The organism is Paraburkholderia sp. RL18-085-BIA-A, from assembly GCF_046027075.1.
GTDB lineage: Bacteria > Pseudomonadota > Gammaproteobacteria > Burkholderiales > Burkholderiaceae > Paraburkholderia.
Window position 1 is genome coordinate 1 of sequence record NZ_JARESU010000074.1, and the last position, 26,540, is coordinate 26,540.

Annotated in this window: 18 protein-coding genes and 5 pseudogenes; 11 read left to right on the forward strand and 12 right to left on the reverse strand. The window is 60.5% G+C overall.

What is annotated here, in order from left to right; all coding sequences use genetic code 11:
- Positions 1 to 38 precede the first annotated feature (38 nt).
- On the forward strand, positions 39 to 1,097 hold the full coding sequence (locus P0D89_RS33830; protein ID WP_408365809.1) for an IS630 family transposase: 1,059 nt from the start codon (positions 39 to 41) through the stop codon (positions 1,095 to 1,097).
- Positions 1,037 to 1,402 (forward strand): fumarylacetoacetate hydrolase family protein, encoded by a 366-nt coding sequence (locus tag P0D89_RS33835; protein ID WP_408365811.1) that lies wholly within the window; start codon positions 1,037 to 1,039, stop codon positions 1,400 to 1,402. Before P0D89_RS33830 ends, P0D89_RS33835 begins: the two co-directional genes overlap by 61 nt.
- Positions 1,403 to 1,617: 215 nt before the next feature.
- Here the strand turns inward: P0D89_RS33835 and P0D89_RS33840 are convergent, their stop codons facing one another.
- Positions 1,618 to 1,911 carry a porphobilinogen synthase gene (locus P0D89_RS33840; protein WP_408365813.1) on the reverse strand — a complete coding sequence of 98 codons (294 nt, stop codon included), beginning with the start codon at positions 1,909 to 1,911 and terminating at the stop codon, positions 1,618 to 1,620.
- Positions 1,912 to 2,078: 167 nt separating this feature from the next.
- Between P0D89_RS33840 and P0D89_RS33845 the strand changes: the two are divergent.
- Positions 2,079 to 2,783, forward strand: a pseudogene (locus tag P0D89_RS33845) (alginate export family protein); the annotation flags it as partial.
- A gap of 111 nt (positions 2,784 to 2,894) precedes the next feature.
- Here the strand turns inward: P0D89_RS33845 and pqqA are convergent.
- The 3 genes and pseudogenes from pqqA to P0D89_RS33860 form a co-directional block, all read right to left on the reverse strand.
- Entirely contained in the window at positions 2,895 to 2,966 is a 72-nt protein-coding gene (gene pqqA / locus P0D89_RS33850) for a pyrroloquinoline quinone precursor peptide PqqA (protein WP_408365869.1), read from the reverse strand.
- Between the two features lie 308 nt (positions 2,967 to 3,274).
- Positions 3,275 to 3,766 (reverse strand): annotated as a pseudogene (locus tag P0D89_RS33855) (AAA-type ATPase lid domain-containing protein); the annotation flags it as partial.
- Positions 3,767 to 3,815: 49 nt separating this feature from the next.
- Positions 3,816 to 4,064 carry a hypothetical protein gene (locus tag P0D89_RS33860; RefSeq protein ID WP_408365815.1) on the reverse strand — a complete coding sequence of 83 codons (249 nt, stop codon included), beginning with the start codon at positions 4,062 to 4,064 and terminating at the stop codon, positions 3,816 to 3,818.
- A gap of 457 nt (positions 4,065 to 4,521) precedes the next feature.
- Here P0D89_RS33860 and P0D89_RS33865 point away from each other — a divergent pair.
- A pseudogene (locus P0D89_RS33865) lies at positions 4,522 to 4,656 on the forward strand (Tn3 family transposase); the annotation flags it as partial.
- A 93-nt stretch (positions 4,657 to 4,749) separates the two neighbouring features.
- Here the strand turns inward: P0D89_RS33865 and P0D89_RS33870 are convergent.
- The 3 genes from P0D89_RS33870 to P0D89_RS33880 all read right to left on the reverse strand — a co-directional run bounded on the left by P0D89_RS33870 (position 4,750) and on the right by P0D89_RS33880 (position 14,452).
- Positions 4,750 to 11,934: a PAS domain S-box protein gene (locus P0D89_RS33870; RefSeq protein ID WP_408377805.1), complete on the reverse strand. Its 7,185-nt coding sequence runs from the start codon at positions 11,932 to 11,934 to the stop codon at positions 4,750 to 4,752.
- A 496-nt stretch (positions 11,935 to 12,430) separates the two neighbouring features.
- Positions 12,431 to 13,870, reverse strand: coding sequence for an MFS transporter (locus P0D89_RS33875; protein ID WP_408365819.1), 1,440 nt, complete (start codon positions 13,868 to 13,870; stop codon positions 12,431 to 12,433).
- 9 nt (positions 13,871 to 13,879) lie between these two features.
- Entirely contained in the window at positions 13,880 to 14,452 is a 573-nt protein-coding gene (locus tag P0D89_RS33880) for a hydrolase (RefSeq protein ID WP_408365821.1), read from the reverse strand.
- Positions 14,453 to 14,534: 82 nt separating this feature from the next.
- Between P0D89_RS33880 and P0D89_RS33885 the strand changes: the two genes are divergently transcribed.
- Positions 14,535 to 15,284, forward strand: coding sequence for a TetR/AcrR family transcriptional regulator (locus P0D89_RS33885; protein WP_408365823.1), 750 nt, complete (start codon positions 14,535 to 14,537; stop codon positions 15,282 to 15,284).
- 29 nt (positions 15,285 to 15,313) lie between these two features.
- On the opposite strand, the pseudogene P0D89_RS33890 reads toward P0D89_RS33885, so the two are convergent.
- Together P0D89_RS33890 and P0D89_RS33895 are read right to left on the reverse strand one after the other, a co-directional pair.
- Positions 15,314 to 15,754, reverse strand: a pseudogene (locus tag P0D89_RS33890) (amidohydrolase family protein); the annotation flags it as partial.
- A gap of 101 nt (positions 15,755 to 15,855) precedes the next feature.
- Positions 15,856 to 16,482, reverse strand: coding sequence for a hydrolase (locus P0D89_RS33895; RefSeq protein WP_408365825.1), 627 nt, complete (start codon positions 16,480 to 16,482; stop codon positions 15,856 to 15,858).
- 356 nt (positions 16,483 to 16,838) lie between these two features.
- On the opposite strand from P0D89_RS33895, the gene P0D89_RS33900 reads away from it, so the two are divergent.
- From P0D89_RS33900 to P0D89_RS33920, 5 genes are all read left to right on the forward strand, one after another.
- Positions 16,839 to 17,261 (forward strand): PRC-barrel domain-containing protein, encoded by a 423-nt coding sequence (locus P0D89_RS33900; protein WP_408365827.1) that lies wholly within the window; start codon positions 16,839 to 16,841, stop codon positions 17,259 to 17,261.
- A gap of 243 nt (positions 17,262 to 17,504) precedes the next feature.
- Complete coding sequence (locus P0D89_RS33905; protein ID WP_408365829.1) at positions 17,505 to 18,206, forward strand: response regulator transcription factor; 702 nt, start codon at positions 17,505 to 17,507, stop codon at positions 18,204 to 18,206.
- A gap of 667 nt (positions 18,207 to 18,873) precedes the next feature.
- On the forward strand, positions 18,874 to 20,403 hold the full coding sequence (locus tag P0D89_RS33910; protein ID WP_408365831.1) for a CoA transferase: 1,530 nt from the start codon (positions 18,874 to 18,876) through the stop codon (positions 20,401 to 20,403).
- Positions 20,404 to 20,532: 129 nt separating this feature from the next.
- The gene (locus tag P0D89_RS33915; protein WP_408365833.1) at positions 20,533 to 21,474 is read left to right on the forward strand and encodes a 3-hydroxyacyl-CoA dehydrogenase NAD-binding domain-containing protein; all 942 of its coding nucleotides are present in this window, start codon (positions 20,533 to 20,535) and stop codon (positions 21,472 to 21,474) included.
- A gap of 38 nt (positions 21,475 to 21,512) precedes the next feature.
- Positions 21,513 to 22,442 carry an NHL repeat-containing protein gene (locus P0D89_RS33920; protein ID WP_408365835.1) on the forward strand — a complete coding sequence of 310 codons (930 nt, stop codon included), beginning with the start codon at positions 21,513 to 21,515 and terminating at the stop codon, positions 22,440 to 22,442.
- A 133-nt stretch (positions 22,443 to 22,575) separates the two neighbouring features.
- Here the strand turns inward: P0D89_RS33920 and P0D89_RS33925 are convergent.
- Positions 22,576 to 22,718 (reverse strand): annotated as a pseudogene (locus tag P0D89_RS33925) (IS110 family transposase); the annotation flags it as partial.
- Between the two features lie 124 nt (positions 22,719 to 22,842).
- Between P0D89_RS33925 and P0D89_RS33930 the strand changes: the two are divergent.
- Positions 22,843 to 24,186, forward strand: a complete 1,344-nt coding sequence (locus P0D89_RS33930) for an NAD(P)/FAD-dependent oxidoreductase (RefSeq protein WP_408365837.1) — start codon at positions 22,843 to 22,845, stop codon at positions 24,184 to 24,186.
- 457 nt (positions 24,187 to 24,643) lie between these two features.
- Here the strand turns inward: P0D89_RS33930 and P0D89_RS33935 are convergent, their stop codons facing one another.
- Both P0D89_RS33935 and P0D89_RS33940 read right to left on the reverse strand, forming a co-directional pair.
- Entirely contained in the window at positions 24,644 to 25,255 is a 612-nt protein-coding gene (locus P0D89_RS33935) for a TetR/AcrR family transcriptional regulator (protein WP_408377807.1), read from the reverse strand.
- Positions 25,256 to 25,298: 43 nt separating this feature from the next.
- Positions 25,299 to 26,419 (reverse strand): IS3 family transposase gene (locus tag P0D89_RS33940; protein ID WP_408365841.1). Its coding sequence is split into 2 segments (ribosomal slippage): positions 25,299 to 26,179 and positions 26,179 to 26,419, totalling 1,122 coding nucleotides; the frame shifts between segments, so codons are not numbered across the junction.
- Positions 26,420 to 26,540: the final 121 nt, after the last annotated feature.

Consider the following 26,540-nt stretch of genomic DNA (forward strand, 5'->3'; position numbering starts at 1 on the left):
GTCATTGAACCAATGAAATTGCACCGATCTAAAGGTGCATGGGCAAAATGAATCTGAGTGAAGCCGAGCGCGAAGAACTGCTGTCGATGCAGCGCAGCCGAACGATGGCCGTTGGCCAGGTAAGGCGAGCGCGGTTGATCCTGCTGCTTGACGAAGGGGCCTCGCGCGGAGCGATCATGAGCGAATTGCGATGCGATTCGCGTTTCATCACCACCTGGCAAACCCGCTTCGCCAGTGAGCGTCTGGCGGGCCTGTCTGGCAGGCACCCAGGTCGTGCGCCGCGCCGCGACCTGGCGCGTCTTGAGGCGAGAGTGCTCGACTACACGCTCAGGCGCAAACCGGCCGACGGCTCGACGCATTGGAGCAGCCGCAAATTGGCCGCGCAGTTGGGCGTGCCCTTCATGACGGTTCAACGTATCTGGCGCAAGCACGACGTTCGGCCGCATCGTGTCGATACCCACATGGTGTCGAACGATCCCGACTTTGAGGCCAAGGCTGCCGATGTGATCGGCCCTTACCTGAACCCACCGTTGCATGCGGCGGTGTTCTGCGTGGATGAGAAAACGGCCATTCAGGCGCTTGATCGCAAAGACCGGATGTTGCCGCTCTCGCCCGGGCGCGCCGAAAGTCACGGCTTCGAATACAAACGCAACGGTACCCTGAGCCTGTTTGCAGCGCTGAATGTCGCCGCCGGCGAAGTGCTGGGCAAGACTGCGCCACGCCATACCAGTGCGCAGTTCGTCGCGTTCCTCACCGAGGTGGTATCGGCACAGCCAGCCAGAAAGGAAATTCATGTGATCTGCGACAACGTGAGCAGCCACAAAACCGACGCCGTTCAAACCTTTCTGGCTGACTATACGAACGTCTCGATACATTACGCCCCCACGTATTCGTCATGGTTGAACCAGGTCGAGAACTGGTTTGCCCGCATCCAGCGCGACGTCATCACGCGCGGCGTATTCACCAGCACCACAGACCTCGACAAAAAGCTCATGCGCTACATCCGGCAATACAACAAGCAGGCTGCCCCGTTGAAATGGAAGTATTCCGATCCAACTCGACGCATCCGGTGCAATTTATCCGGTTCAACGGACTAGGGCCGTATTTCGGGCCGGAAAACGAGTTGCCGCCTGGCTGCCGCGGTTTGCGGCTTCAGACGCGGCTCAACGGCAAAGTCGTGCAGAACGCGTCGATCTCCGAGATGATATTCGATGTGCAAACGTTGGTGTCCTTGCTAAGCGAAGTCTTCACGCTTGAGGCCGGGGATCTGATTGTCACTGGGACGCCCGCTGGCGTGGGGATGGCGTGCAAGCCGCAGTTGTGGATGCGACCTGGCGACGTTTGTGAAGTCGAAATCGACAAGCTTGGCGTGCTTCGCAATACTGTCGCAGCTCCGCGCTAGTTTTCAATGCCCAGGACGTCAACATCGCAAGCTTCAAACGACGGCGGCGTCGCATCGCGAACAGTCCAAGTTGCCATCAGACCAAGTCTGTCGCCAACAATCTGACCGTGGGGCAAGGCGGCAATTGACTACGCTCTATGATGGATATTCCGGTCGTTCGCCGCCAACATGAAGGCGGCAGCGGCTCGGCCGGTTGATCGACGCGCGCAGCGCGATCAAATCCCGTCTCGCGCAGTATCCATCGCAACGTAGGTGCGGATGAGATCGGCGTCCGCGGGTATGAGTGCACGCCGTTCGTCGATCGCATCGGTAGCCACGGCGTACCTGATCATCGCAAACTCGCCGCTCGCCTGATTCGCCGCGAATGGCGCCCGCGACGCGTCCTGGATGTCCCGGATGATGCAGTGCGAAATATCTTTGCGCTGATAAAGCGCCTCCGATGCCCGAAGGGGCCATTCAACGGGTATCCATTTTCTGATTAAAACGTCCTTTGCAACGCCTCGGCCCAATCTGAAGCGCGAGCATGAAAACGGCGCATTTGCCCAGACAGTCGACGGTATAAAGACACATTCCTAACGGCGTAAACATGACGTGCGATACCAGCATGAGGATGCTCCGGCGCGCGCCGGCGGCGAGGACGCCCAGCCCGACGCTCCGCGTGGGCGACCGGACAGTCCAACTCGAGGACGCGCGGCCCTTCGGCAAGGATTCCGTATCGCCTGTCGATAAGAATCAGCTCGATATCGAGCAGGCGGTCGTTGCGTTCGTCTACGGCGTAGGCGGCGGCACGTTCAAGGCGCGCGTCGGCCGCGAGGAGATGGCTTTCGACTTGCAGCGGTTCGTGTCGGTGCGCGACGGTCCCAACGTGCGCCAGGCATACGACGCGCTGTGGGCTGACTATGGAATCGACAAGTGGCGCTTCATCGGCTATATGACGCAGCCCGTGCAGTATCGCGACGCCACGGCCTTCGACGATGTGTCGAAACGGCATCTCACGTTCAGCGGCCTGCGCGTCGAACGCGCGAACACGGGGCCGGGCGATCTGTCCGCGTACTGGTCGCGCTACAACCGCGACAACGCGCACTTTCTCGATGCGACGGGCACCGAGCATCGCGATGTGTTCGATGTACGTTACGCGGGCAAGGTCGCGCCGTTCGACTGGGACGCCGAAACGATGGTCCAGACGGGACACGTCGGCAACGACACCATCGGCGCGTGGGCGTTCGGGTTGCTGGGTGGTTCTACGTTCGCGTCGGTGGCGGGCTCGCCGCGTCTCGGCTTGAAGGTGGATGGCGCATCGGGCGACAGGCATCCCGGCGATGGACGCGTCGAAACGTTCAATCCACTGTTTCCGAACGGCTACTACTTCACGCTGGCGGGATAGGTGTCGCGATATTCGCCGCGCTCAGGCGCAACGACCTTCAAGCCTGCTTCCGTGAGTTCCTTCGCTAGAATCGCACCGGTCCAGCCGAAGCCGACGATCAGCGTTGCGTCAACGATTGGCGATATACATCGTGATTTCGAAACCGAAGCGCAGATCTGTGTAGACGGGGGGCCACTGCATGGCTGTCTCCTTGGATATGACATGTGTTAGGAAAACCGCATCTCAGAAGCGGTCGGGTTACTCGTTCGCACGGTCTGTGCCGATCTTGCTGCCACATGCATTCAGCGCGCTCACCGGCGACCGGCTGGATCGTTCCCGGATGAATGGCCCCTTAGCTGTGCTCTTCTGATTCATTGCGCAGAAGTTGAGCGATCGACATCGCAAGGGGAAGAGGGCGTTGTTCAATTGGAGTACGCCCCTGTTGCAACATGGAACACCCGCGATACACCTCGGCGCAACCAGCGGCGCGCGGGCGCACGCGCCGTCTGTCAGTCGGCGTCTACCGCATCGCCGGGTATGGCCGTTGCCGGTAGCTTGCGATAGATCGGGTTGCGGGAAACGCCCAACGCGCGGGCTGCTGCGGACACGTTGCCGCCATGCCGGGCCAGCGCAGCGGCGATCGCTGAAGCGGCGCCGTCTTCCAGCCGCGATGCATGCAATGGCAACGTCTCTAGCGTGCGAGGTGGCTGGCCGGCGACGGTACGCAGATCGTCGAAGAAATCGTCGGGCAGGTGCTCGCGTCTGATCGCATCGTCGACATCGATCATTGCCGCAGCGGTCTTCAGAAGGTTGCCGAGCGGGCGGAAATTGCCCGGCCATGCGCATTGTTCGAAAAGCGTCATCACGTCGGCTGCGACGCTCGGGGACTGAGGCGCCGGCGCGGATGACGCGCATTGCAGCATCTTCTGGATCACGGCGGCGAGGTCCTTGCGTTCGCGCAGTGGTGGCAGTTTCGCGACGAGGGCGTTCAGGCGGTAATACGATGTTCATTGCGTTCTCCTCGGATCGGCCCGACTATCGACCCGTCGCTCACGCCGCAAGCGGGTACGCGCGCATCGCCGGCCTGCTCGCCTTTGCCGGGTACACGTTCCACGAACCGTCAGCGTGCCGGAAGAAAACGATGGTCAAACTTCCGTCCGTGTGCGCCGCGCCGACGCGCACGTAGCGCGTTCGATCCGTTGGTGTGCGACTGAACTCCATCACGCGTATTGTCACCACCGCAGAAGGTCCAAACCACTTGTCGACCAGCGTTCGCAAGCACTTCTCGCCGGAATCCATCTCGCTCTCCTCTGACCGCAGCGTCACCATCAGCGTTAGTCACTATGCTTTGATAGTAGTGAGCGCGACACAGGGTGGCTATTACATAAAGCTGTAGCAGTGGTTCGAGTCACCTCAATCATTTGACGCGACGCCGTCCTACATTCGGACCCGATGCCGGCCGATGAGAACGGAAACACGCCGATTAAATTCACGCTGACGATCCGACCGGGGGGCAGTTGACACGCAAACCAAATGGTGGGGCCAAGGTGTCGAGTATCAAAGACTGCTTCCGGTATTGGTGGGTGTCCCTTCTGGGGTCGACCAGCGACACTCGCGCTGTGGGACCGGTCGCCTCTGGGCGCGTAGACGCCGGGGTTTTTTAAATTTCGACACGAGGCCTGATAAGACCCGCCGGCAAATGTCGAGCAGCGCTGTGAAAAGAAAAATGGCCGGCACGCCTCACGCGGCATTGTCGATGTCGCGCAAGCTTAAGGAACTCGAGGCTAAGGGGCATCCCATCGACGCGGATGTCCTCAAGGTGCTGGCACCCTATCGGCGCGAACACATCAATCGTTTTGGCGACTATCGGCTTGACTTACAAAAGAAGGTGGCGTCCGGGAATGCATTGACACCGAAATCACAAAGCGATTCGGCGAGCTTGAGTCCAATCGATCGAGGACATGAAGCAGTATGGTCACTGGTTTCACGTCGCATCCGACGGCTCGGTCGGAAGGCTGAAGCTGAACGTCACGCCACGGATCTCATTGCGCACGACCCAGATACGGCCGGCGTGTGCTTCGACGATCGACCGACAGATCGCCAATCCCATACCCATGCCCGTTTCCTTTGTGGTGGTGAACGGCTCAAAAATCGTCTCCAGATTCGCCGGCCCCATGCCTTCATCCTGAACGTCGACCACCACGTTGTCCCCGTCGCGCCGGGAGCGGATCAATAGCGGCTTCGGCATTTCCACCGTTGCTGACAAGGCCTCGATGGCGTTGCGCACAAGGTTGACGATCACCTGCTGAATCTGCACTGCGTCGGCTCTGATCATCGGCACGTCCTGGGCTAGCTGGGTCTCGAGCGAGATCACATTCCCGTGAATATCGTCAGCCATCAGCGTGCAGACCTGAAGGATCAGCTTGTTGATGTCAAGATCGACCTTTTCAGGAGCCGTGCGTTTGAACAGCGCGCGAATACGGCTTATCACGTCCGCCGTGGCTTTTCCGTCATGGACGACGGCTTCGGCGCTGAGTCGGGCTTTGTCGATGTCGGGCGGCGTTGCAGCGAGCCAGCGCGGGCAGGCCTGCCCATTGGCCACAACGGCCTGCAGCGGCTGGTTGATTTCGTGGGCGATGGACGCGGACAGCTCGGCTACAGTCGCCATCCGTGACGCCTGCGCAAGCTTTTCCCGCGCATATCGCAGCGCGTCTTCCGCTCGCGTGCGCTCGATGAACTGGCCGACCTGGCTGCCGACGGAGGTCATCATCTGCACGAGTTCAGGGTCGGTGTCGCGGGCCTCGCGGCTGAAGAATTCAATCACGCCCAGTACGCCGCTCTTCAGCATGATCGGGAAGGCAAAGGCTGCACGGAGACCTTCCTTCGCGGCCGATTCTTCCCGGTGGAAGTCCCGATCGAGCGCCACGTCGGGAATCCAGACGGGTGCGCCGCTCGACCCTACTCGCCCGGCGAGCCCCGTGCCGAAGCCGCCCGTTCCGGATACCAGGCCGGAGCCGCCCTGCGCGAGGGTCGCCGACGGCCATGTTTGCACGCGCACCAGCACGCCTGCTTCCGGATCGACGCGCCAGAATGCGGCACGATCCCACTCGAGTGCCTCACACATTTCGCGCAGAATGCGCGGTGCCGCCTCTTCGAGCGAGCCCGCTTCCGACAGCGTCCGCGTGACGCTCAATTGCGCGAACAGCCGTTGCTCGCGGCGCCTGCGATCGGTGATATCGCTGGCGAGTGCAATGGCGAACAGGCGCCCACCGCGGTTGAACGTCCGCGCACGCACCTCGACGGGAAAGAGACTTCCGTCCTTTCGCCGGCGGCGGCCGGTGAACGTCACACTTCCGTCCTCGCGCATCCGCTGCTTGAGCCATTCGGTCTTTTCCGGCGTGATGTCGCGGTCGAACTGACAGGTGCGCATGCCAATGAGCTCTTCGCGCGTATAACCCAGCGCCTCGCAGGCCTGACGGTTCACGTCGATCACGATATCTTCCTCGTCGTACAGGAAAATGGCATCCGTCGCGTGGTCGACCAGGGTTCGGAAGCGTTCCTCGCTCGTGCGCAGCGCCTCCTCGCTGGCGAGCAGGTTGCGGTGCGCGAGCGCGCTCGTCAACGCATCTTCCAGGCGTCGGCCAATCTCCTCGAAGAGCCGCCGCTCCACGGTGGTCCAGGAGCGCATATGCGAGCACTGATGCAGCCCGAACAGGTACGGCCTGTCGCCCCTGGGACGGACCGCGATCGCGATCGTCGACAGGATGTTGAACCGCTCACGAACCTCTGAGGAGATGCCGGGATCCACCACCGCCGCTGGGACGTGCAGCATGTCGCGCAGGGATTGCGCCATCCGGGCGTCCACCGTCAGCTCCTGGCCGAGCGCGAAGACGCCCGGATAGTCCGGATGCGTATGCTCCATCACCGCGCGACACGTCGGCGCATCGGAATCGCAGGGATATACCAGCCAGGCCCGATCGCAATTGAAGATCGCCAGCGCCTCCTCAAGCACGCCGCGCATCATGCCCTCGACCTCGTTCGTTCGCTGCATCGCGCGGTTGATGCGGTCCATGCACTCGAGGAACCATAGATGTTCCTCTCGCTCCTGCTCTGCACGCTTCTGCTCCGTGACATCGATCACGGTGCCGATGTACTCGATCACCTGGCCTGAGCGGTCCAGAACCGGATGGCCCACGGAACGGAGGGTTCTCACTCCGGTATCAAAGTTCCTGAGTCGGTACTGGACTTCCCACTCGGAACCTTCGCGCACGGCCTTCGTGAAGCATTCAACGGTTCGTGCGCGGTCATCCGGAAAAACGTCATCCACTAATTGCTCGAACGAAGGCAGGCCCTTCGCAGGGGCGTGGCCGTGGACGCGATAGCACTCGTCCGACCAATAGAGAATGGCATTTGAAATGGGACTCCATGCCCAGCTTCCGGTGTGACTGATCTTCTGCGCCTCCGCGAGGTACTGGCGGCTGCGCCGCAGTTCGCCCTCCGCGCGCTTGCGCTCGGTCATGTCGACGACGAAGGCCACACCGCGCTCGCATTCCTCGTCGAAAGCGGCCACGCCGATCAGCACCGGCACCCGGCTGCCATCTTTGTGGAAATATTCCTTCTCATAGGCGGGCACACTGCCGGTTCGCCTGAACTGCTGCAAGTTTTGTTCTTGCTGGCGGTCGAGCCATTCGCGAGGTGTCAGGTCGGTCCACCTTAAGCGACCCTCGACGAGATCCTCGCGCTCGTATCCGACCATGCGAAGAAACGCGTCATTGGCCTCGAATATCTGACCACCCTGGTCCCCAAAGATAATCCCGACGATGTTGGCGTCGATCAACCGGCGGATCTGCGCTTCCCGTTCCCGGATTTCACGGTACAGACGGCTGTTTTCGAGCGAAATCGCCGCCTGGGAAGCCAGTACCTTCAGGACAGAAATCCTGCCTGGCGTAAAAACGCCTGGAGTCAGCCTGTTTTCCAGGTACAGCAGCGCAACCAGCGCACCCTGCTTGATCAACGGCAGGCAGAGGGCCAGGCGCACGCCCTGCGCGCCGATGTACGGATCGGTGGATTGCGGACTCGGGACTGCTGTATCGTCGAGCATCACGATCTCCCGGGTACGCGCGACATAGCGGACCATCGTCTCGGGAAGCTCGTTCGCGGCCACTGGGGTCTCGCGCAGGCTGACCGAAACGGAGCTGCCGCAAGTCTGCGCCTCCGCCTGGATCAGGAATTCGCCGTCACGCGGCAGGATCAGCAGCCCACGGTCCGCGCCGGCATGCTCGATGGCCGTACGCAACAGCGATTCGATGAGCTTTTCCGGGACGATCTCGCCCGACACCGCCTGAGACACCTTGATGACAGTGGCCAGGTCCAGATGTTCGACCGGCGCGTCGATCATGCCTGCGGAGCCCGGGGCACGATTGTCCTGCTTCAACGCGGGATAGAGCTGATCGAGTTGTCGTACCTTCCCCAAGGCTCCCCACCGCAGATAGGCACGCCGTGCGTATCCCAGGTAGAGATGCGCAAACTCCTCAAGGCCGCGCGCCGCGTAGCAGCGGGCAGCCAGTTCGTACGACAGCGCCTCGTTCTGGATAAAGCCATTCGAACGCGCGCAGCGAATGGCTCGCTCGTACAGATCCATTGCGTCGGGCAAGCGGCCCTCAATGCGTGCGATCTCCGCGCCGACCAACGCCGCACGATCCTCGAAGTTCTGCGGGCAGTTTTCCGCCCATGCCCGGAGTTGTCGGTTATGTGCCGACAGCGCCTCCCGATGCTTTGCATACGGATCGGGGCTCATGGGCTCGCAGCATGCGGCGAGAGAAAGAGCGGCATAGAAGTGGTATTCCGCTCTCTCCAGCAGCATGACCGAAAGTGACGCTGATGTCGAAAACCATTTTTCCGCCTTTTCCGCGGCATCGACGGCCGATGCGTAGTCGCCAGCGAAGAATCTCGCCTGCAGCTTTCTGACCCAGTAGAAGCATTCAGGCATGGCCTGAGCCGGGTGACCGGTAAGGCGCGCCTCGAACGAGCGCTCCGCGAACGAGCCATCGTCGAGCGAGCCGAATTTCGCGGTTTCGCCACGCAGCGTGCGGACGAGCGCGAGCGGGGCCGAGATCATGTCCGCAGCGAATCCAAAACGCACCGTGCGTGCAAACTCCAATCCGTGCCCGGCTTCACGCTCAACCTGATCGAGTGGATCGCCCGAAGCGAGAAGATTGGAACTGATATAGCGGCAGGCATATGCAGCAAACGTCGGATCGCCTTGTTCGTTCGCCATCTGGAAGGCACGTCGAACCGGTTCGACACTTTCCCGGAGCGGTCGTGTCCACGGTACCACGAGCGCGAAGACCAGATAGGTCTTTCCTCCCAGGCGTTTCAATCCGCGGCGTTCGGTCAGATCGCAGGCCATCTTTCCGAGTCGATATCCTGCGTCGTAATGGCCGAAGCGGTTGCCGGCGATAAGCCCGACCGAGACGTAATGCGCAGGTGCGGCGTCGCTGTTGCCACGCTCCAGGCTGAGATTCACCGCCCTGCAGGTGGTGAGCGCGTACAGATTCTCGTCGGTGTATAACGTCGGCGCTCCAAGGGTGGTGAGCACGTCGAGCGTAGCAAGAGACTCTGAATCGTTCATTAGCGGCAGGTCGATGATTTCCTCGATCTGACGACCTCCGAGCTGGGACCAGATCCGTTCGTACTCGCGATGCGCTTCCTGTGGGGTGGGATGGGCTGCCCAATCGATCTCCACATGCCGGAGATATTCCAAACCCACCGCGACTGCACGATCGCTAGCCCCGAGCATCGTGTAAAGATCCACGCGCCGGCTGGCGACAGCCGCTCGTTGGACCGTGTCGGCAGCACGCGTCGCAAGCGCCGCAAGACGTTCCTCCACGGACGGCAGTGCGCCCATCCAGAGCTCGCAGTCCGCCCGATGCAGTTCCAGGGCGAAGGCAAGCTCCTGCCGGCGCTCCCACGCATCCTCCCGCATCAGCGCCGTGCCGGCGCCGAGATACGTCAGCGCAGAGGCGTAGGCGGACGAGGCCTTCGCACGCTTGCCGGCGATCAGGTTCAGTTCGGCGAGCTTCTCGCGCTCGTCCTGTAACGTGATGAGGTGTGTACCACGGTTGAGCTGGTTGACGATCTCGAAGATCATCTCCCGCAGCTTTTCCGGCGGGATGCAGGCGGCGAGCACCCTGCCTATCCGGAGATGGATCTGCGCGCGCGCCTCCTCCGGGATCAGTGAGTACGCTGCCTCCTGAATCCGGTCGTGTACGAAGCTGCAGGAATGCTCCGTGCAGGCGATGAGACCTGCTCGAACCGCTTCGCAAAGCCCGCCACGGAGATCGTCTCCCGGGCGCTGGGACACGCTTTCCAGCAGCGCAAGCTCGGCGCTGCTCCCCATGCACGCAAGCAGTTGCAGATCTTGCTGCGTTTCGGCTGACAGGCGGGTCAGCTTGCCAACCATGAGCTCCACCACATTGTCGGTATAACCCTTCGTGTGGATGCGATCGAGGTCCCACGACCAGCGCGCCGCATCATGATCGAAGACAAGCATCGCCTCTTCTATCAGTGAAGAAATGAACTGAATCGCGAAGAACGGATTTCCGGCGGTCTTGTCATGCACCAGCCCCGCTAGCGGTGCGGCCCCTTCCGGATCGCAACGAAGAGCGTCCGCGATCAACTGTTCGAGACGCTCCCGGGCAAGCGGCGCGAGTGTGATCTCCTCCACCTTCCCGCCGGCAGCCTTGATGGCGTCCAGCTTGCGCATCAGAGGATGCCCGGCAGTGACTTCGTTGTCGCGATAGGCGCCGATCAGCATGAGGTTCCGCGGATGGGACCGGGTCAACAGGTCCTCCATCAGGTCGAGCGTCGCCGCATCGAGCCATTGCAAATCGTCGAAAAAGAGCACCAGCGGATGCTCCGGCCGGGCGAACACTTCAATGAACCGCCGGAACATGAGCTGGAACCGGCGCTGCGCGTCTTGTGGAGACAACTCGGGGACTGGCGCGGGCTGTCCGATGATGTGCGCCACTTCAGGAACCAGATCCACAACGAGTCCGGCGTTCGGCCCGAGCGCTTCCCGAAGGGCGTCACGCCAGACTGCAAGCTCCGCCTCGCTTTTGCCAAGCAGCGGCCGTAACAGACTCCGAAAGGCTGGCGCCAGCGTCGAGTAGGGAATGTCGCGTTTGTACTGATCGAATTTACCGGAGGCAAAAAGCGCGCGCGAAGGCACCAGCACCCGATGCAGTTCGTTGACGACGGACGACTTGCCAATGCCGGAATATCCTGAGACCAGCACCAGTTCTGGCGTCCCTCTTTCGAGGACGCGGCTGAAGGCGCCAAGCAATGTCTCGACCTCGCGCGACCGCCCGTACAGTTTCTCGGGGATCATCAGCTGGTCCGGCGTGTCGCGCTCGGCGAGCGGGAATTCGCCAATGCGTCGTTCGGTTTCCCAAAGCGCCAGGCAGCGTTGCAGGTCCGCTTCAACGCCTGCCGCGGTCTGATAGCGCTCCTCCGCCGTCTTGGCGAGCAGCTTCATCACGATCGTGGAAAGGACCGGCGCCAGGTCGGCCACACGCTCGTGCGGCGGCATCGCCTTTCTCGCAATGTGGCAGTGCACCCATTCCATCGGATCGACAGCGGTGAATGGGAGACTTCCCGTGAGTATCTGGTAGAGCGTCACACCGAACGCGTAGAGATCGCTGCGGGAGTCGACCGAACGATTCATCCGCCCGGTCTGCTCCGGGGCCATATAGGCGAGCGTACCGGCGATGGACTCGGGCGGCTCGGGCCGCTGACGCTCTCGCGTTAGCCGCGACGCGAGCCCAAAACCCGTTAGCCTGACTTCACCACTATCGGGATTCACCAGGATGTTGGCCGGCTTGATGTCCTTGTGCACGAGCCCACTCCGGTGGACTGTGGCCAGCGCCGACGCGATGCCGATAGCGAGGCGCAGGAAGGTCGCGGAGTCCATCGGTGCATCGAGGAGACCGTCGAGGGGCTGGTAGCCGGAATCTTCGGGAACAAGGATTGCCTGGTCGCGCGTGGGGAGCCACGGAGCGCGTTCCACATCCGGTCCGATCTGCCGGTCCATTCTGGTGCTTGCCCGAATTGTGAGCGGCCGGCCTACGACGCCTTCATGAGGACGCCGTTCACCGAAGGCTTTAGCCATTTCGTTACCTCCATAGCTGCTCCGGTTGCTTCCGGCTGGAGCGGTTGCCGGGTGGTGCTTACACCCACTGGGAAAAGCGCCGCCTTTGCACGGCGCACGCCATTTTCGGCCCTTCGAGTCAGCCCACGGAATTGTTGACAATCAGCGGACGGGCGGCGGTTAGGGCTATTTGCGTCACTAGGATCGAGCCAGTTTTGGTTGCCCGCATTGGAACCGGTGGAGTTCGGAGTGGCTGTCATTTAAGACGTTGCCAGACAGGATAGATCTGTACATCTCCATTCGGTCGAGGCACCGCGCGATAACTAAGCTGATCGTCTTCCAACTCGAATTGCCGCTGCCTGAGAAGAAATGTGCCCATTCAGACTTCCAGATTTAGAGCGAATGGTGTCCCAGAAAGGCGATCATTAGCAGGTGTTTTGGTGCGTCACCATAGGCAGAGGTCAAAGTAGTCGCGGCAGCTGCAGGTGTGACGGTTAGACGCTCGGCCCGTTGCCGTTCAGACCGCAGCGGTTCGCGGAATCGTGCGATCGAATATCGTGGCGATAAGCAAGAAGGCGCTCAAGACACCCATGACGATGGCCAGGCTGTGCAGGCCGTGATCGCTCGCAGTCGTGCCGTATACGGCGCCAAGGAGGGCTGTCGCCACGATCGCACCGATATATCCTGCGGTGCGCTGAAGCCCTGCGGCAGTGCCAATCTGGTTAGCCGGTGCCTGAAGATATACGGCGGTCTGGGTGGCGGTGGAAAACATGCCCTGCGGCACGCCGAAGAGCACAATCGCTGCAGCGATGATCCATGCAGACCTTCTACTGTCGATAAAGAACAGGCAGATACATCCGGCTAGCGCAGCGCCGATGCTAAGGATAAAAGGCGCTCGAATTCCTTTTGTGCGGCCGCCTGTTACAGAAGACGCCGCGGCGAGCAGCGACATCGGTAATGTGATGAGACCCGCTTCGCTGCTGGAGAAGCCGGCACCGCTTTCGAGCCACTGGGAAAATCCGTAGAGGATGCAGTAGACGAGCATGAGGACCGTGCCGGCACGTAGGTAGGTCACTGTCAACGGCCGGTTGTGCGCCAGCATCCTCACGTCGATGAACGGTTGCTCGTGCCGCATCGAGTGGGCGACAAGCGCGATGCCCAACACGGTGGCGATCGGCAACATCGTCCAGATCGGATGATCGAGATTCATCAGAAAAAACATCAGCCCAAGCAGGAAGCCGGTGAACAGTAAGATGCCCACTACGTCGAGTTCCGCCATCAGACGTGCAAAGCTGCCGTCGCGTGGCTGATCCTTTGGCACCCACAGAAAGACCAGCAGCGCGGCGAGCAGTGCGAGGGGCGTGTTGACTGCAAAGATCGAGTGCCAGCCGAAAGCGCCGGTCAACACGCCCCCCAGCAGGGGGCCGATGGCCAAGGTGGAGACCCCCGCCAACGACAGGACGCTCATCGCGACGCGTGGCGGGGCTGAGCCGATCCGATCCGCCTCGACGCGAAAGATGCGCATGGCTGACGGATAAGCGCCCGCGGTACCGATCCCCAGTGCTACGCGCACCGCGATCAGCACGCTCAGCGATGGGGCGAACCAGCCGACCAGCGCCGATATCGCAACGATAAAAAGAGAGATCAGGTAGATCCGGCGCGGACCGAACAGATCTGCGAGGCGACCGATGGTGGGCTGGGCCACGGCGCTTGCGAGGTATAGCCCGGCAATCAGCCATCCGGCCTCGGCGACGCTGGCGTGGAAGTCGGTCGCGATCGGTACCAGGGCGGTCGAGATCATGGTCGAATTGATCGGATTCAATATTGAGCCGAGCGCTAGTGGCGCAACGAAACGAAAGCCGAAGTGAGCGTCGTGTCCCGCCGACTGAACAGGATCGCCGCCGGGTGTCGGCCGATTGCCCGTCGGCGTCGTTTGCGAGGTTTGCGTCTTTTGCATTTGCGAGGCTCAGTGCATCAGGTCGATGTCATCGGCTTTCACCACGCGTGCCAATAGAGGGAAGATGTTTTCGATTGCAAATGCATGCATGGCATGTGACAGGCCTGTGGTCGCATCCTCGGCAATCACGACCTCGTAGCCGCGTTCGCAGGCCTGGCGCGCGGTGGATTCGACACCCATGTTGGTGGCAATGCCTGCGAGCACCACGGTCTTCACATTCCGGCGACGCAACTGCACATCGAGATCTGTGCCGTAGAAGGCGCCCCATTGGTGCTTCGTTATGAGGATGTCGGACGCATGAGCGAGACCGTCGACCAGGTGGCTGAAATTTGCCGGGAAGCCGCCGTCCGGGTGCGCAAATGCCCGGTCCACCGGTTGTTTTAGCGCATCGCCGGAGTCCGTCGCGAAGGCAACATTGACGAGGACGACCTGTGTCTTGTGAACGCGGAAGCGCTCCGCGAGCCGACCACTCGTTGCTGCAACTTCGCTACCTGAGCGCGGCGCAAGCGTGGGCATCGGCACGATGCCTTGCTGTTGATCGACCAGAATGAGTGCTGTTGTAGTAGCGGGTAGAGCGAGCATGAGGGGCGCCTTGCGGTGCAATGGGGAAGGGAAGCAATGCCTGAGCATAACTCTATTTGAGCATTAACTCAAATAGAGTTATGTGGCCGAGGATCGCCGTAGCTGGCAAACTTGCAATATGTCTTCGCCTCCCTCCAAAAACAACGCCCGATCCGCTGCTCCGCGGCCCAACCGCGAACGGGCGGCGCTTGCGCCCCAGCGCAGTGTCGGGCGCGAGCGCGTCGCCACGTTGATGGCTGCTGCGTCGAAGGTCATTCAGGAGCGCGGTTTTGACGCTGCAACCATGGCTGAGATAGCGGCGCGCGCCGACACAAAAATCGGTTCGCTCTATCGTTTCTTTCCGAACAAGGAAGTGCTGGCCGACGCATTGATGCAGCGCTACAGCGAGCTGCGTGACGTGCAATGCGATGAAATCGATGCTCGTGCCCGCATCATCTCGACCGACGAGTTGGCCGATCTGTTTGTCAACTCCATCGTGGAGATTCACGACGAAACCAAAGCGCTTGTCGCGCTGCTGGACGCCCGCTCGGAGTGGTCTGGCAAGCGCATGGAGTATCGCAAGAAGGCGCTTGAGCGGATCGTCGGCACGCTGCTGCTCAGGGCGCCGACGTTGCCGGAGGAAACCGCCAAAGACATGGCGGTCGTTTTGCTCAACAACATGAAAACGATGGTGGCCATGACGTTGGAGGGATCTGTCCCAACGAGCCCTGGCGGCCCTGCCGAACTGCGTCTGATGAACCGACTGTATCTCACCAGTAAGCTTGCCGGCCATGAACTGCCTGCAGCGCAGGCCGGTGTACCACCGCGCGGCGACGTTGGAATGCAGTCTTGATTACACCCAGTCGACTCGCGGTGGCGCGCAGGCGTATCCGGCGCGATCGCGTTGATCTCTTCAAGCGTCGGCCCCCGCTTCTCCGCGAACTGGAATTCGCTCCATCCGCCGACGACGCGCACCCATTGCGGCGCGGGGGTGCGCGCGACCTGCGCGCGCAGCATGCCGAGTGCGTCACGCAGCGACGGCACGCCATCCCAGCGCAGTTCGAGATTGAAATTCAAACCGCCCCGAATCACGTGAAGATGCGAATCGTTGAGACCGGGAACGACCGTGCGTCCCTTCAAATCGATGCGGCGCGTGGACTCGTTCGCCCAATGCATCATGTCGTGATCGCCGCCGCTCGCGACGATCTCGCCTTTCGCGATGGCGAGCGCCGTCACGAACGAACGCCTGTCGTCCTGCGTCGCAATCTTGCCGTTAAAGATCACCAGGTCCGCAATGCGGGCGGGTTGAATGGGTGCGGTCATCGTCGCCCTCCCTGGTGTTGCTGGTCAGGCGCGTCCACGCGCGACGGCAGCAGTCGTCGCGCGTGACGCAGGGCATGGGAATGCGTGGCGATCAGCCCGCATTAGCTCGCGTGCTTGCCGAAAATCTGCTTCGCGTAGCGCACGCCGATGCCATACGAGGTGTGCGCCTTGAAGATCTCCATGCAGCTGTCGTACGTTTCGCCGCGCGCCCAGTCGCGTTGCAGTTCGCACAGGAACTGCACCGACGTCATCGGCACCGCGCCCGCCTGCGCGACGCGTTGCACGGCACGCTCATGGGCTTCTTCGGTGATGTCGCCGCAGGCGTCCGTCGGCACGTAGATTTCGAAGCCTTCGGCCAGCATCTGCACGGTCGGGAAGGCCACGCACACCTCCGTCCACAGGCCCGCGATCACAATCTTCTTGCGGCCCGTCGCCTTGATCGCGTCGCGAAAACCCTTGTCTTCCCATGCATTCATCGAGGTGCGATCGATCGGCTTCGTCTGCGGAAACACCGACTGCACTTCCGGCAGCAGATGGCCGCTAAAAGTGTCGGCGGCGACCGTCGTCAGAACGGTCGGCACCTTGAAGAGCTTTGCGCTCTTCGCGACGATCTGGACGTTGTGCAGGATGGTCGTGCGCTCGTGCGACTGCGTGCCGAAGAACATCTGCGGCTGATGGTCGATAAGCGCGAGTGCGCAGGTGTCGGGGGTCAACAGTTCATGGGCCATGAGTAGCTCCGTTTGGCAAGAATGAGTCCAGTCGACGTTGCTTCGGCAAGGCGGATGCGAACGGCTTCCCCGCACGACTCGTGGTGAGTTTCACCGTGCCGCAAGGGCACAATAAGCGTCGACACAGAGAAGATATAGCGTTGTGCTCAGCTGAGACATTGCATGTTTATGTAGTGCATGGCGGCGTTGCTCAACAAGTGTCGAGCGCCAATAGCCTCGCTGGACTGATTCCAGATTCATGTAGTGGCCATCCGTTGAACTGACAACTATCATCAGGAACATGGCGTGACAAAACGTTTAATTCAGTCACTACGGCGTGGTGATTACACGCGGACCTCGATGGGACCGCGGGCCTGATGAACGTCCCGGCCCGGCAATTCCCGGCAATCAATTCAGCAACTCGACTGGAGAGATGGCATGGTTTCAAAAGCGCTAATGTCTGTTTGCTTGCCGCTTGTACCGCAACTACCGCGCAGGCAGCATCCGCACAGGTGGTGCGCGATCAGCCGATCGGAACAACGATTGTGGAACCGGATGCTATCGTTTCCGGGTGGAGCATCAAGCGTTCGATCCTCCGCAAGCCTGTATTCAACGAGGATGGCGAGAAGGTAGGCACGGCCTACGATATCGTCGTTGCGCCGGACAAGTCGGTTTCGTATGCCATCATCGACGCACAGGGATTCATTGGAATACCTCGTCACGATGTGGCGGTTCCCGTCGATCGACTGGATTTCAAGTTACCTGCGATACCGAACCCACGAGATGCATACCAGCATTAGTGACATCTTCCGGTGCCGATGTCGGACCGGAAAGTAGTTGCCGGAGTCCCGCTTCTATCGCAAAGAACCGGAGCGACTCGCTCTTCCAGCGGACCAATTCGGTCAAAAAGTGCTGGTCTCTTCACTTCGATAGAAGTCTCCTTTCTCTTTGCCGTATCGCTGTGCTGATAAATGGCCTCATGCCAACGCATGGTTCATCCCTATACGGGCATCTGGAACGATACAGGGACGACCGAGATCAAGATGGCAGAACTTGAAACAAGAAAGGTCGTTAGGGAAGGCTTTCACCTAACAACAGAGGGGCTCATGGAATCCGCAAGCGAACGGGTGTATTTGGTCGACGATGACAGACGGGTGCGAGAAGCAGTCTCTGCGCTGCTGCGTGCAAACGGAAGAGTCGTCCACGCATTCAACTCCGGCAGAGAGTTTCTGGACACACCGCGTCAAAAGGTCGTTGGATGTCTGATTCTGGATTTGAACATGCCAGGCATGAATGGTCTGGAAGTCCAGAAGCTTGTCGCCATGGAATCTCCGATTCCCATCATTTTTATGACTGGAAGGGGCGATGTGTTTTCCACGGTCCTGGCCATGAAGGGCGGGGCTGTCGACTTCCTCACAAAGCCCCTCGATGAAGATGCGTTGATGCGCGCGGTTGATGCGGCACTCGCCAGGGCGCACGTTCTTCGCAAGGAAGCGGAAGAGACAGCGGCGCTGCAGGCGCTCTTCCAATCGCTGACACCTCGCGAGCAGGAGCTTTTGCCGTTACTCGCAAGCGGCCGGCACAACAGGCAGGTGGCGGCAGTCCTTGGTATCACCGAATACACCGTGCAGGTACATCGCAGCCACATCATGAGAAAAATGCAGGCGGATTCATTTGCCACTCTGGTCAGGCTGGCGAGCAAACTGCAACTCGAAACTTCGTCGACGACCGCGTTCGATGTTTGACGCTAACGCCAAATTCTTTGTCGGACCCGATGATCGGAGAAACAAATGCCCACGCCTCCGGTTCGAACCGTTGTTGTGATTGATGATGACCGACGCGTTTTGACGTCTCTGGCGAACCTGGTTGGCCTCTGACGGGTAGCCGTCGGAAAAAACAGTGGAGATTCGTAGGCCCGTGTTCCATAGCACCCCACCTTAACCACGATCGTCCGGTCATCGAGCGTTCGGACTCTACACCATTACCGCACTAATCGTGCGGAGCAGGTCAACGGCATCCTCGCATTTTGTGCTAATAAAGTCGAGGGTGCCGTCGCTTTCTGGAGCCGCGAATCTCCGCTTCAGCTCAACATCATGCTTGACATGAATATGTAATGGACCAAGGGTGCCAAGTCACATATCTTTTACTTCATAAAGTCGAGGATGTCCTCGCTTTTGAACTCGTGATTGGCACCAACACAGCAACCGTCCAAATGGATCAGGAACGTACAAGATCGTCGGAAGCAGATCCGCTACTCCATGCAGCATCAAGAGGAGCAAGGTGCATGGCCATCTCAACGTCATCACTAGAATAGCGCGGAAGAATTCTGGCCATGTCTGAGGAAAAAGGCATGGCGGTCGGCGCGCTGGTCCCACTTACTTACAAGAGCTCTATCCGAAAAGGAATTTGCAAATGAATGATGCGACTACCCTGTGGACAGAAAAGCCCCAGCCGGATCTGCTCACCGAGACACTTCAATCGAAGCTCAGGAATCCGGAGTGCAGCTCGAATTTCGACCTGCACAGCGGCGTCAATCACGTACTAAAAGACGTCGGGATGTCGACCACGGACAGCGGCGGCAAACTCACTTTCTACGGACTAGATCCGATTCTCCCAAGCCGGCTTCGCTTCGGCACGATGGCCGCGATCGGTCTGGCTGCAAGGAGCGTAGCGCTCGCCGCACTCTGGAGACAGGCGACCGGTGAAGGGCAGGATATCTCGGTGGACGTGAGAAAAGCGCTCCGCCGTTTCTGCGGATTCGAAGAAGAAAAATGGGAAACGATCAATGGTCGAGGGCCTTCGCCGGGCCCGTTGGCGCTTAGCCCATTCCGAAAGCCACCGTTCTTCCGTGAGACACGGGATGGGCGCCACGTGGTCGCGCTCGACTTTTATCCCCAGAGCCGCATCCGCGCCCTCGATTTCCTCCGGTGCAGCGAAAGTACCGAGTCCATCAATAACGCCATACTGAAGTGGCAAGCGCTGGAACTGGAAGAGGCGGCGGCGGAAAAAGGGCTCGTCATCGCCATGGTACGCACGAACGAGGAACTCCGCCGCGAACTTCAGTACACCGAGGTGCTGTCAAGAATGCCTCTGGTCACGGTCGAGAAGATCGGTGAGAGCGATCCCGTTCCGCTCAAGCCGAGCGGCGGTCTTCCTCTCGCAGGCATCCGCGCCTTCGGAATGGGTCACGTGATCGCGGGAGCCACAATCGGGAGGGACCTCGGCCTGTACGGCGCAGACGTCCTGAACATCTGGAGCCCGCACGCTTCGGAGCTTGAGGCGTTCGCGTGGGACGTTCAGGTTGGCATGCGTTCGACAGTCCTGGACGATTCGCAGGAAGATCGGGCCCAGTTCCATCGGCTGCTCCAGGATGCCGATGTCTTCTTTGCCAACAAGCGACCAGGCTACTTGAGGCAGCGCGACCTCGATGCCGAAGCGCTTTGTGAGCAGAAACCTGGGCTGATCCACACAACTATCGTTCTCCACGGTGACAAGGGGCCATGGTCGAATCGGCCCGGCTTCGACCGCATCGGCGCCGCCGTGGCGGGTGTGTACGCTCTCGAGGGAACGCCAACACGGCCGAAGAATCCGCCAATTATCCCTGTTGCCGACAACGTGGTCGGCTGGTTGGCCACGACCGGAACCCTTGCCGCGCTGCGCCGCCGAGCCGTCGAGGGAGGCAGCTATCGGGTCGTCGTTTCGCTGACGCGGACCGTGCTGTGGCTGCTCTCGCTCGGCGTCTTCGATAAGTCCTATGCGCAGGCCACCGCTGGCTCCTCGGATGAGCACCTCAAGGTCGCTCCGGATGTGTTCACCGCGGAAACGCCGTGCGGGACCTATCAGGGGATGACGGACCAGGTGGTCATGTCGCGCACACCAGGGTCATTCCGCACCGTCCTCGTGCCGCGCGGCTCGAGCAAGCCCGAATGGCTCGAGGCATGAGCTCGATGATCCGCCCAAGTCGTCGGCGCGAGATTCTCCGTCAGGAGAACATGCCGCGACCTGCGGCGTAACCGGAATCGAACCGTGCGGACGCTTAAATCCGAAATCGCATCAAAAGGAGAACCAATCATGTCGACCAACAAACCTATTCGCCGCGTTGCCATTGTCGGAACCGGCGTCATTGGCGCAAGCTGGGCTGCGCAGTACCTGGCCAACGGTCTTGATGTCATCGCGACGGACCCCGGGCCAGATGCTGAGGCCCGTCTACGCAATTACGTCGACGAGGCCTGGAAGGCACTCGAGATTGTCGGCCTTGCCTCGGGCGCCAGTCGCGACCGATTGTCCTTCACTGTCAACATGCCCGAGGCGGTGTCGAAGGCCGACTTCGTTCAGGAAAACGCCCCGGAACGGCCCGACTTCAAGATCAAGCTTTTCGCCCAGATGGACGAAGTCGCTCCTCCGAACGCGATCCTGGCTTCGAGCTCGTCCGGAATTACCATGGACGTCGTTCAGTCGGGCTGCCAGCACCCCGAACGCTGCGTGATCGGGCACCCCTTCAATCCTCCCCACATCATTCCTTTGGTCGAAGTCGTCGGCGGGGCGAAGACATCCGAAGCGGTGATCGAACGCGCCATGACGTTCTACGCGTCTCTTGGCAAGAAGCCGATCCGCCTCATGAAAGCGCTACCCGGTCACGTGGCGAACCGCCTCCAGGCCGCGCTTTACAAGGAACTCCTTTACCTCGTTCAGCAGGGAGTCCTCAGCGTCGCGGATGCTGATGCCGCGGTCTGTTATGGGCCAGGGCTCCGCTGGGGTGTCATGGGACCGAGCCTGCAGAGGCATCTTGGCGGAGGGTCCGGGGGCATCCGTCACTACATGGAGCATTTGATGGGACCTCTGGAGGGTTTGATGAAGGCAATGGGCACGCCCGATTTGAATTCAGAGCTGCGGCAGACCGTGGTCAGTGGCGTGCTGGAAGAAGGGGGGGAGCGCTCCATCGAGCAGCTTGCAGCCAAGGAAAACGAGGTCCTGGTGGGACTCCTTGCACTGCGCGCAAAGGTCGGAATCTGACTTTCCCTCAGGTGCATTCAGACAAGGAGACCCTCAACATGACCCTGAACACTTCCTCTGCCGGCGCGCGGCCGGCGCACAAGAAAACGACCTCGGGATGCATCTATTTTCTGGATGCGGGTGGCGGCCGGGTTCTTTCGGCAAATCCCGACGGGTCCGATTTGCAAACGATAGTGAGCGAAGGCCGTAAGTTCCCGGACGGACTGACGGTGGACGCCGCCGCAGGTCACCTGTACTGGACCAACATGAACGATCGCAAGGCGAATGACGGTTCGATTCTGCGCTCAGACCTCGATGGCCGGAACATCATGACGATCGTGCCTCCGGGCGGCACATTTACGCCCAAGCAGCTGCAGCTCGATACACAGAACAGGAAGCTGTACTGGTCGGACCGGGAAGGCATGCGCGTGATGCGAGCTAACCTGGATGGCTCGCGGATTGAAACGCTGGTGGATACGAGTCACGGGGACCCGCGTCCGGGGCCGGACCCAAGGAAGTGGTGCGTGGGCATCGCGGTCGATGCTCAAGGTGGAAAGATCTACTGGAGCCAGAAAGGCGGTGATAACGCCGGCGAGGGCAGCATCCTACGCGCAAATCTGGAGATCCCAGCGGGTCAGACACCCGCGAACCGCAACGATATCGAGTTGCTTTATAGCGATCTGCCCGAGCCCATCGATCTGGATCTCGATCTGACCAATCGATTGATGTATTGGACGGACCGGGGAGATCCACCTCGTGGTAACACCGTGAATTGTGCTCCGATGGATCCGAGCCCGGGCAGGCAGCCCGACATCCTCTTCTCCCACCTCATGGAGGGGATTGGTTTAGCGTTGGATCTCAAGGGCCGGCGTATGTTTGTGACGGATCTTGCCGGCTCGGTCTACAGCGCCGATCTCGACGGTGCGAACGTAAAGGTCCTGCTGGACCATCAGGGCAATCTCACCGGCATCGCCTACGCAGAAATCTGACATCCGATCGAACGAGAACCAACATGTCCAACATCAAGCCTATATACCACGGGCCAACCCGGATTTTGTCGTTCGTCGGTTCGACCGATCACTATCTCTTGCTATGTCCTTGAACCGTCGGCACTGGCGCGCGTTAGGCAGCAGTAACCGGCTGCCGCCGATATGCCTCGCCACGCGCCATCATGGCCCAGATATCCGGGCCATCTTGTTGGCCAGAGCCACCGCCGCGAGTTTGCGCGGCTTGCGTTCCAGCAGTTGCAACAACCAAGCAGATGCCGACTGCCTGCCGGGTTTGGCGACGCGGATCGAGCAAACCCGAATGGCGGGCGCGTTCCGAGAACCCTTCCCGAAAGGGAGTTACTGAAGCGATGAATGACAACGAGCACGAGCGAGGTAATCCATGAGCGCGATGCCGACGGACAATCGGTCTGAGGAAGCAATAGCAGTGGTGGACGCGCCGCCGTCAGAGCGCAAGCGTGTCGTGATCGTCGGCGGCGGTTTTGCCGGACTCGCGGCGGCGCATGCGCTGCGGCAGGCCGATGCCGAAGTCGTCCTGGTCGACCGCCGCAATCACCACATATTTCAGCCGCTGCTGTATCAGGTGGCGACGTCGCTCCTCTCTGCCGCCGACATCGCCGCACCAATCCGTCGGATCGAGATGAAGCAGCAAAACCTCAGCGTAATCCTGGCGGAGATCACCGGTGTCGACGTTGCTTCCCGCACAATCGAGGCGTCCTCCCCAGGCATGAGCGTGCGCAAGATCGCGTTCGATTATCTGGTGGTTGCAACTGGCATGCACCCGAGCTACTTCGGACACGATGAGTTCGCGCAATATGCGCCGGGGCTCAAAAGCCTCAGCGATGCCGAGATGATCCGGGCCAAAATCCTGGGTGCGTTCGAACTGGCTGAAACGACCGATGACGAGGACGAACGCGCGCGCCATATGACCTTCGTGCTGGTCGGCGCGGGTCCCACCGGCGTGGAACTCGCGGCGTCCTTGGCGCAAATGGTGAGGGTCACCCTGAGCGGAAACTTCCGCCGCATTGATCCGTCGAAGAGCGTCATCATTCTGCTCGACGCGGCCAGCCGCGTCCTGCCGACTTTTGCCGAGACGCTGTCCCGTGGAGTTACACAGCGGCTCACGAAGCTCGGCGTGAAGGTCATGACGGGAGTCAAGGTCGAGACCATCGACGAGCACGGCGTTATCGCCGGCGGAACGAGGATCCCGAGCGCCACGGTGCTGTGGACTGCGGGTGTCGCGGCGTCGCCGGTTGTCAAAATGCTTGGCGGCAAGACTGACCGCGCGGGACGGGCTCTCGTAGATTCCTTTCTGAATGTCGTGGATGTGCCCGCAGTGTTCGTCGTCGGCGATACGGCGTCAGTGACGCAAAACGAACATCCGGTGCCAGGTGTGGCGCAAGCGGCGATTCAGGAAGGGCGATACGTCGGACGGCTGATCGCCGACGACTTGAAGGGGCGGAAGGTCAAGCGTCCGTTCCGCTATTTCAACCAGGGCAACATGGCCGTCGTTGGCAAGAACTACGCGGTGCTGGAGCGGGGCTGGCTGCGCACGAGTGGCTTCCTCACGTGGCTTGTGTGGGCGTTCGTTCACATACTCTCCCTGCCGCAGCTTCAGAACCGCCTGCGCGTGCAATGTCAGTGGCTCTGGTCGTATTTCACCGGCCAGCGCGGCTCGCGCCTGATTCCCGAGCCGCCGCGAACGCCGAACGCGGAAACGAGGTAGGCGTGTGCCCGTTCGCGAAGTAGGCGTGACTCCAGCAGCGCTAGTGCTGCGCGCGACTTCCTGCGCGGCCACGGGATATCGCAGCATCAATCCGCCTAGCAGGACCGTCCCGTAAGTCTTTTGGAATGTATGGCGGGACGACGGGGCTCGAACCCGCGACCTCTGCCGTGACAGGGCACAGGAAAGCCGTAACTTATAGAAAATAAGCGCAATGGATGGCTCCTTTTGGCGCTTTGAGGCACGACTGGTAATCGTTATTGTGCCCGCGACCTCTGCCGTATGGATCTCTGCCCAAACAAGTGATTCGACTCAACGAGTGATTTGGCCTGAAGTCAACAGTTGAGCCAAGGGTCACTTGTCCGTAAGGGCGACTTTACGTCCATGTGCCAACTTCCGAGTTTCCCCCCAACCGCAAGCATCTCAACGCTCACAGTGCGGTGTCGAGAAACGGCCTGCCTTACCGTTGCCTCTCTTTTGAAGACCGCTCGTCATCGGACAAAACGCTTCCCAGGTACAGCGTCAGTGCCTTCTTATATTCTGCGACGATCAGAGGCTTCTCCCTCGGACCTGCTTCCGCGTAGAGCGTTCTCATACCTTTGACCATCTGGAGAGCGATGTTTGCGGCCAATATGGCCTTTTCGCTGGAGAGCGATGGGTCCTTCGCTCTAAAGGCGTTCGCGATAGCAACGCGTAAAGCCCTGCGCGCAGCCGGATCCCGAGAAAAACTGATCGGCGCGGCCAGTAACTGCAGATAGGCGGGACGTTCCCTTAGGAATTGGATGACGCGTTCCAGGAACGTCTCCGCAAATGCGGCGTGGGACAGTGTCTCCGCCTGTTCAATCAAAGGCTTCCAATAAGCCTCGACCTTCTGTGCGTATTGGTTCACAAGAGCGAAGGCCATGGATTGCTTGTCGGGGAAATAGTGATAAAGCGTGCCAATCCCGGAACCGCTACGCTCGGCGATAGCAGTCATCGTTGTGGCCTCATAGCCAATCTCTGCGAAGAGCACCGCTGCAACATCCAGAAAATTCGCAAGCCGCCGTGTTGCACGCTCCTGCTGCGGCTCCACTCGGGCAGAATTTGACACAGTCGACGGTGACCTGCCCCCGGGTTTAGTCCGAAGCACTTTTAGACTCCGCAGTTAAAAACCGTTGTACCTCATGCGCCTGGGCGAACTGCCCGGGCGTCAGATAACCGAGCGAGCTGTGAGGCCGTTCGGTGTTGTACTCGAGACGCCACTCTTCAACCAAGCGTCGGGCGTGACGCAGCGAGACGAACCAATGTTCATTCAGGCATTCGTCACGGAAGCGTCCATTGAAGCTTTCGATGTACGCATTCTCTACTGGCTTGCCAGGCCGGATGAACGATAGCGTGACACCGGCGTCGTACGCCCACGCGTCCAGCACCTTGCCCGCGAATTCCGGCCCGTTGTCTACGGTGATGGACGAAGGCAGTCCGCGCATCTCCCGAAGACGTTCCAGTACCTGCTTCACGCGCAAAACGGGTAGCGACGTATCAACCTCGATGGCCAGGCACTCCCTCGTGTAATCGTCGACCACATTCAGACATCGAAATCGCCGGCCGTGCGCGAGTCCATCCGAGACGAAGTCCATCGACCAGCTCTGGTTCAGCGCCGTTGGCAGCGGCCGTGGCATCCGCTCGACGGCAGCAATGCGCTTGCGCTTTCGTCTGCGCACGCTCAGACTCGCCTGACTGTACAGCCGCCAGATGCGTTTATGGTTCGCCAGCCAGCCCTCCCGACGCAACAGCACGTGAATGCGTCGATAGCCATAGCGCCGCTTTTGCGCCGCAATGGCCACCATCCTGTGCGTCAATTCAACGTCGTCGGTCCGCCGGGATTCGTAGCGGAACAACAAACACAATATCCCAACCAGCCCGCAGGCGCGGGTCACGCCCCTCGCGCGTTCGGTCATCAATATCTGGACCGCCTCGCGCTTCGCCTGCGGGCTTGCTACTTTCGGGCAAGCAGGTCCTTCAGGGCGGCATTGTCCAGCATCGAATCGGCCAGCAGACGCTTCAGCCTGTTGTTTTCCTGCTCCAGTTCCTTCAGGCGCTGCGCGTCCGACACGGTCATGCCGCCAAACTTCGCTTTCCAGTTGTAGTACGTCGCTTCCGAGATGCCGTACTTGCGACACAACTCGGCCGGCTTGAGGCCTGCCTCGCCTTCTTTCAACACCCCAATGATTTGCTCTTCGCTGAATCGCTTCTTCACTTCCGTTCCCCTTCCTTGGAACGGACTCTACATCAACGCCATACTATTCACGGGGAGCAGGTCAACGGCATCCTCGCATTTTATGCTAATAAGGTCGAGGGTGCCGTCGCTTTCTGGAGCC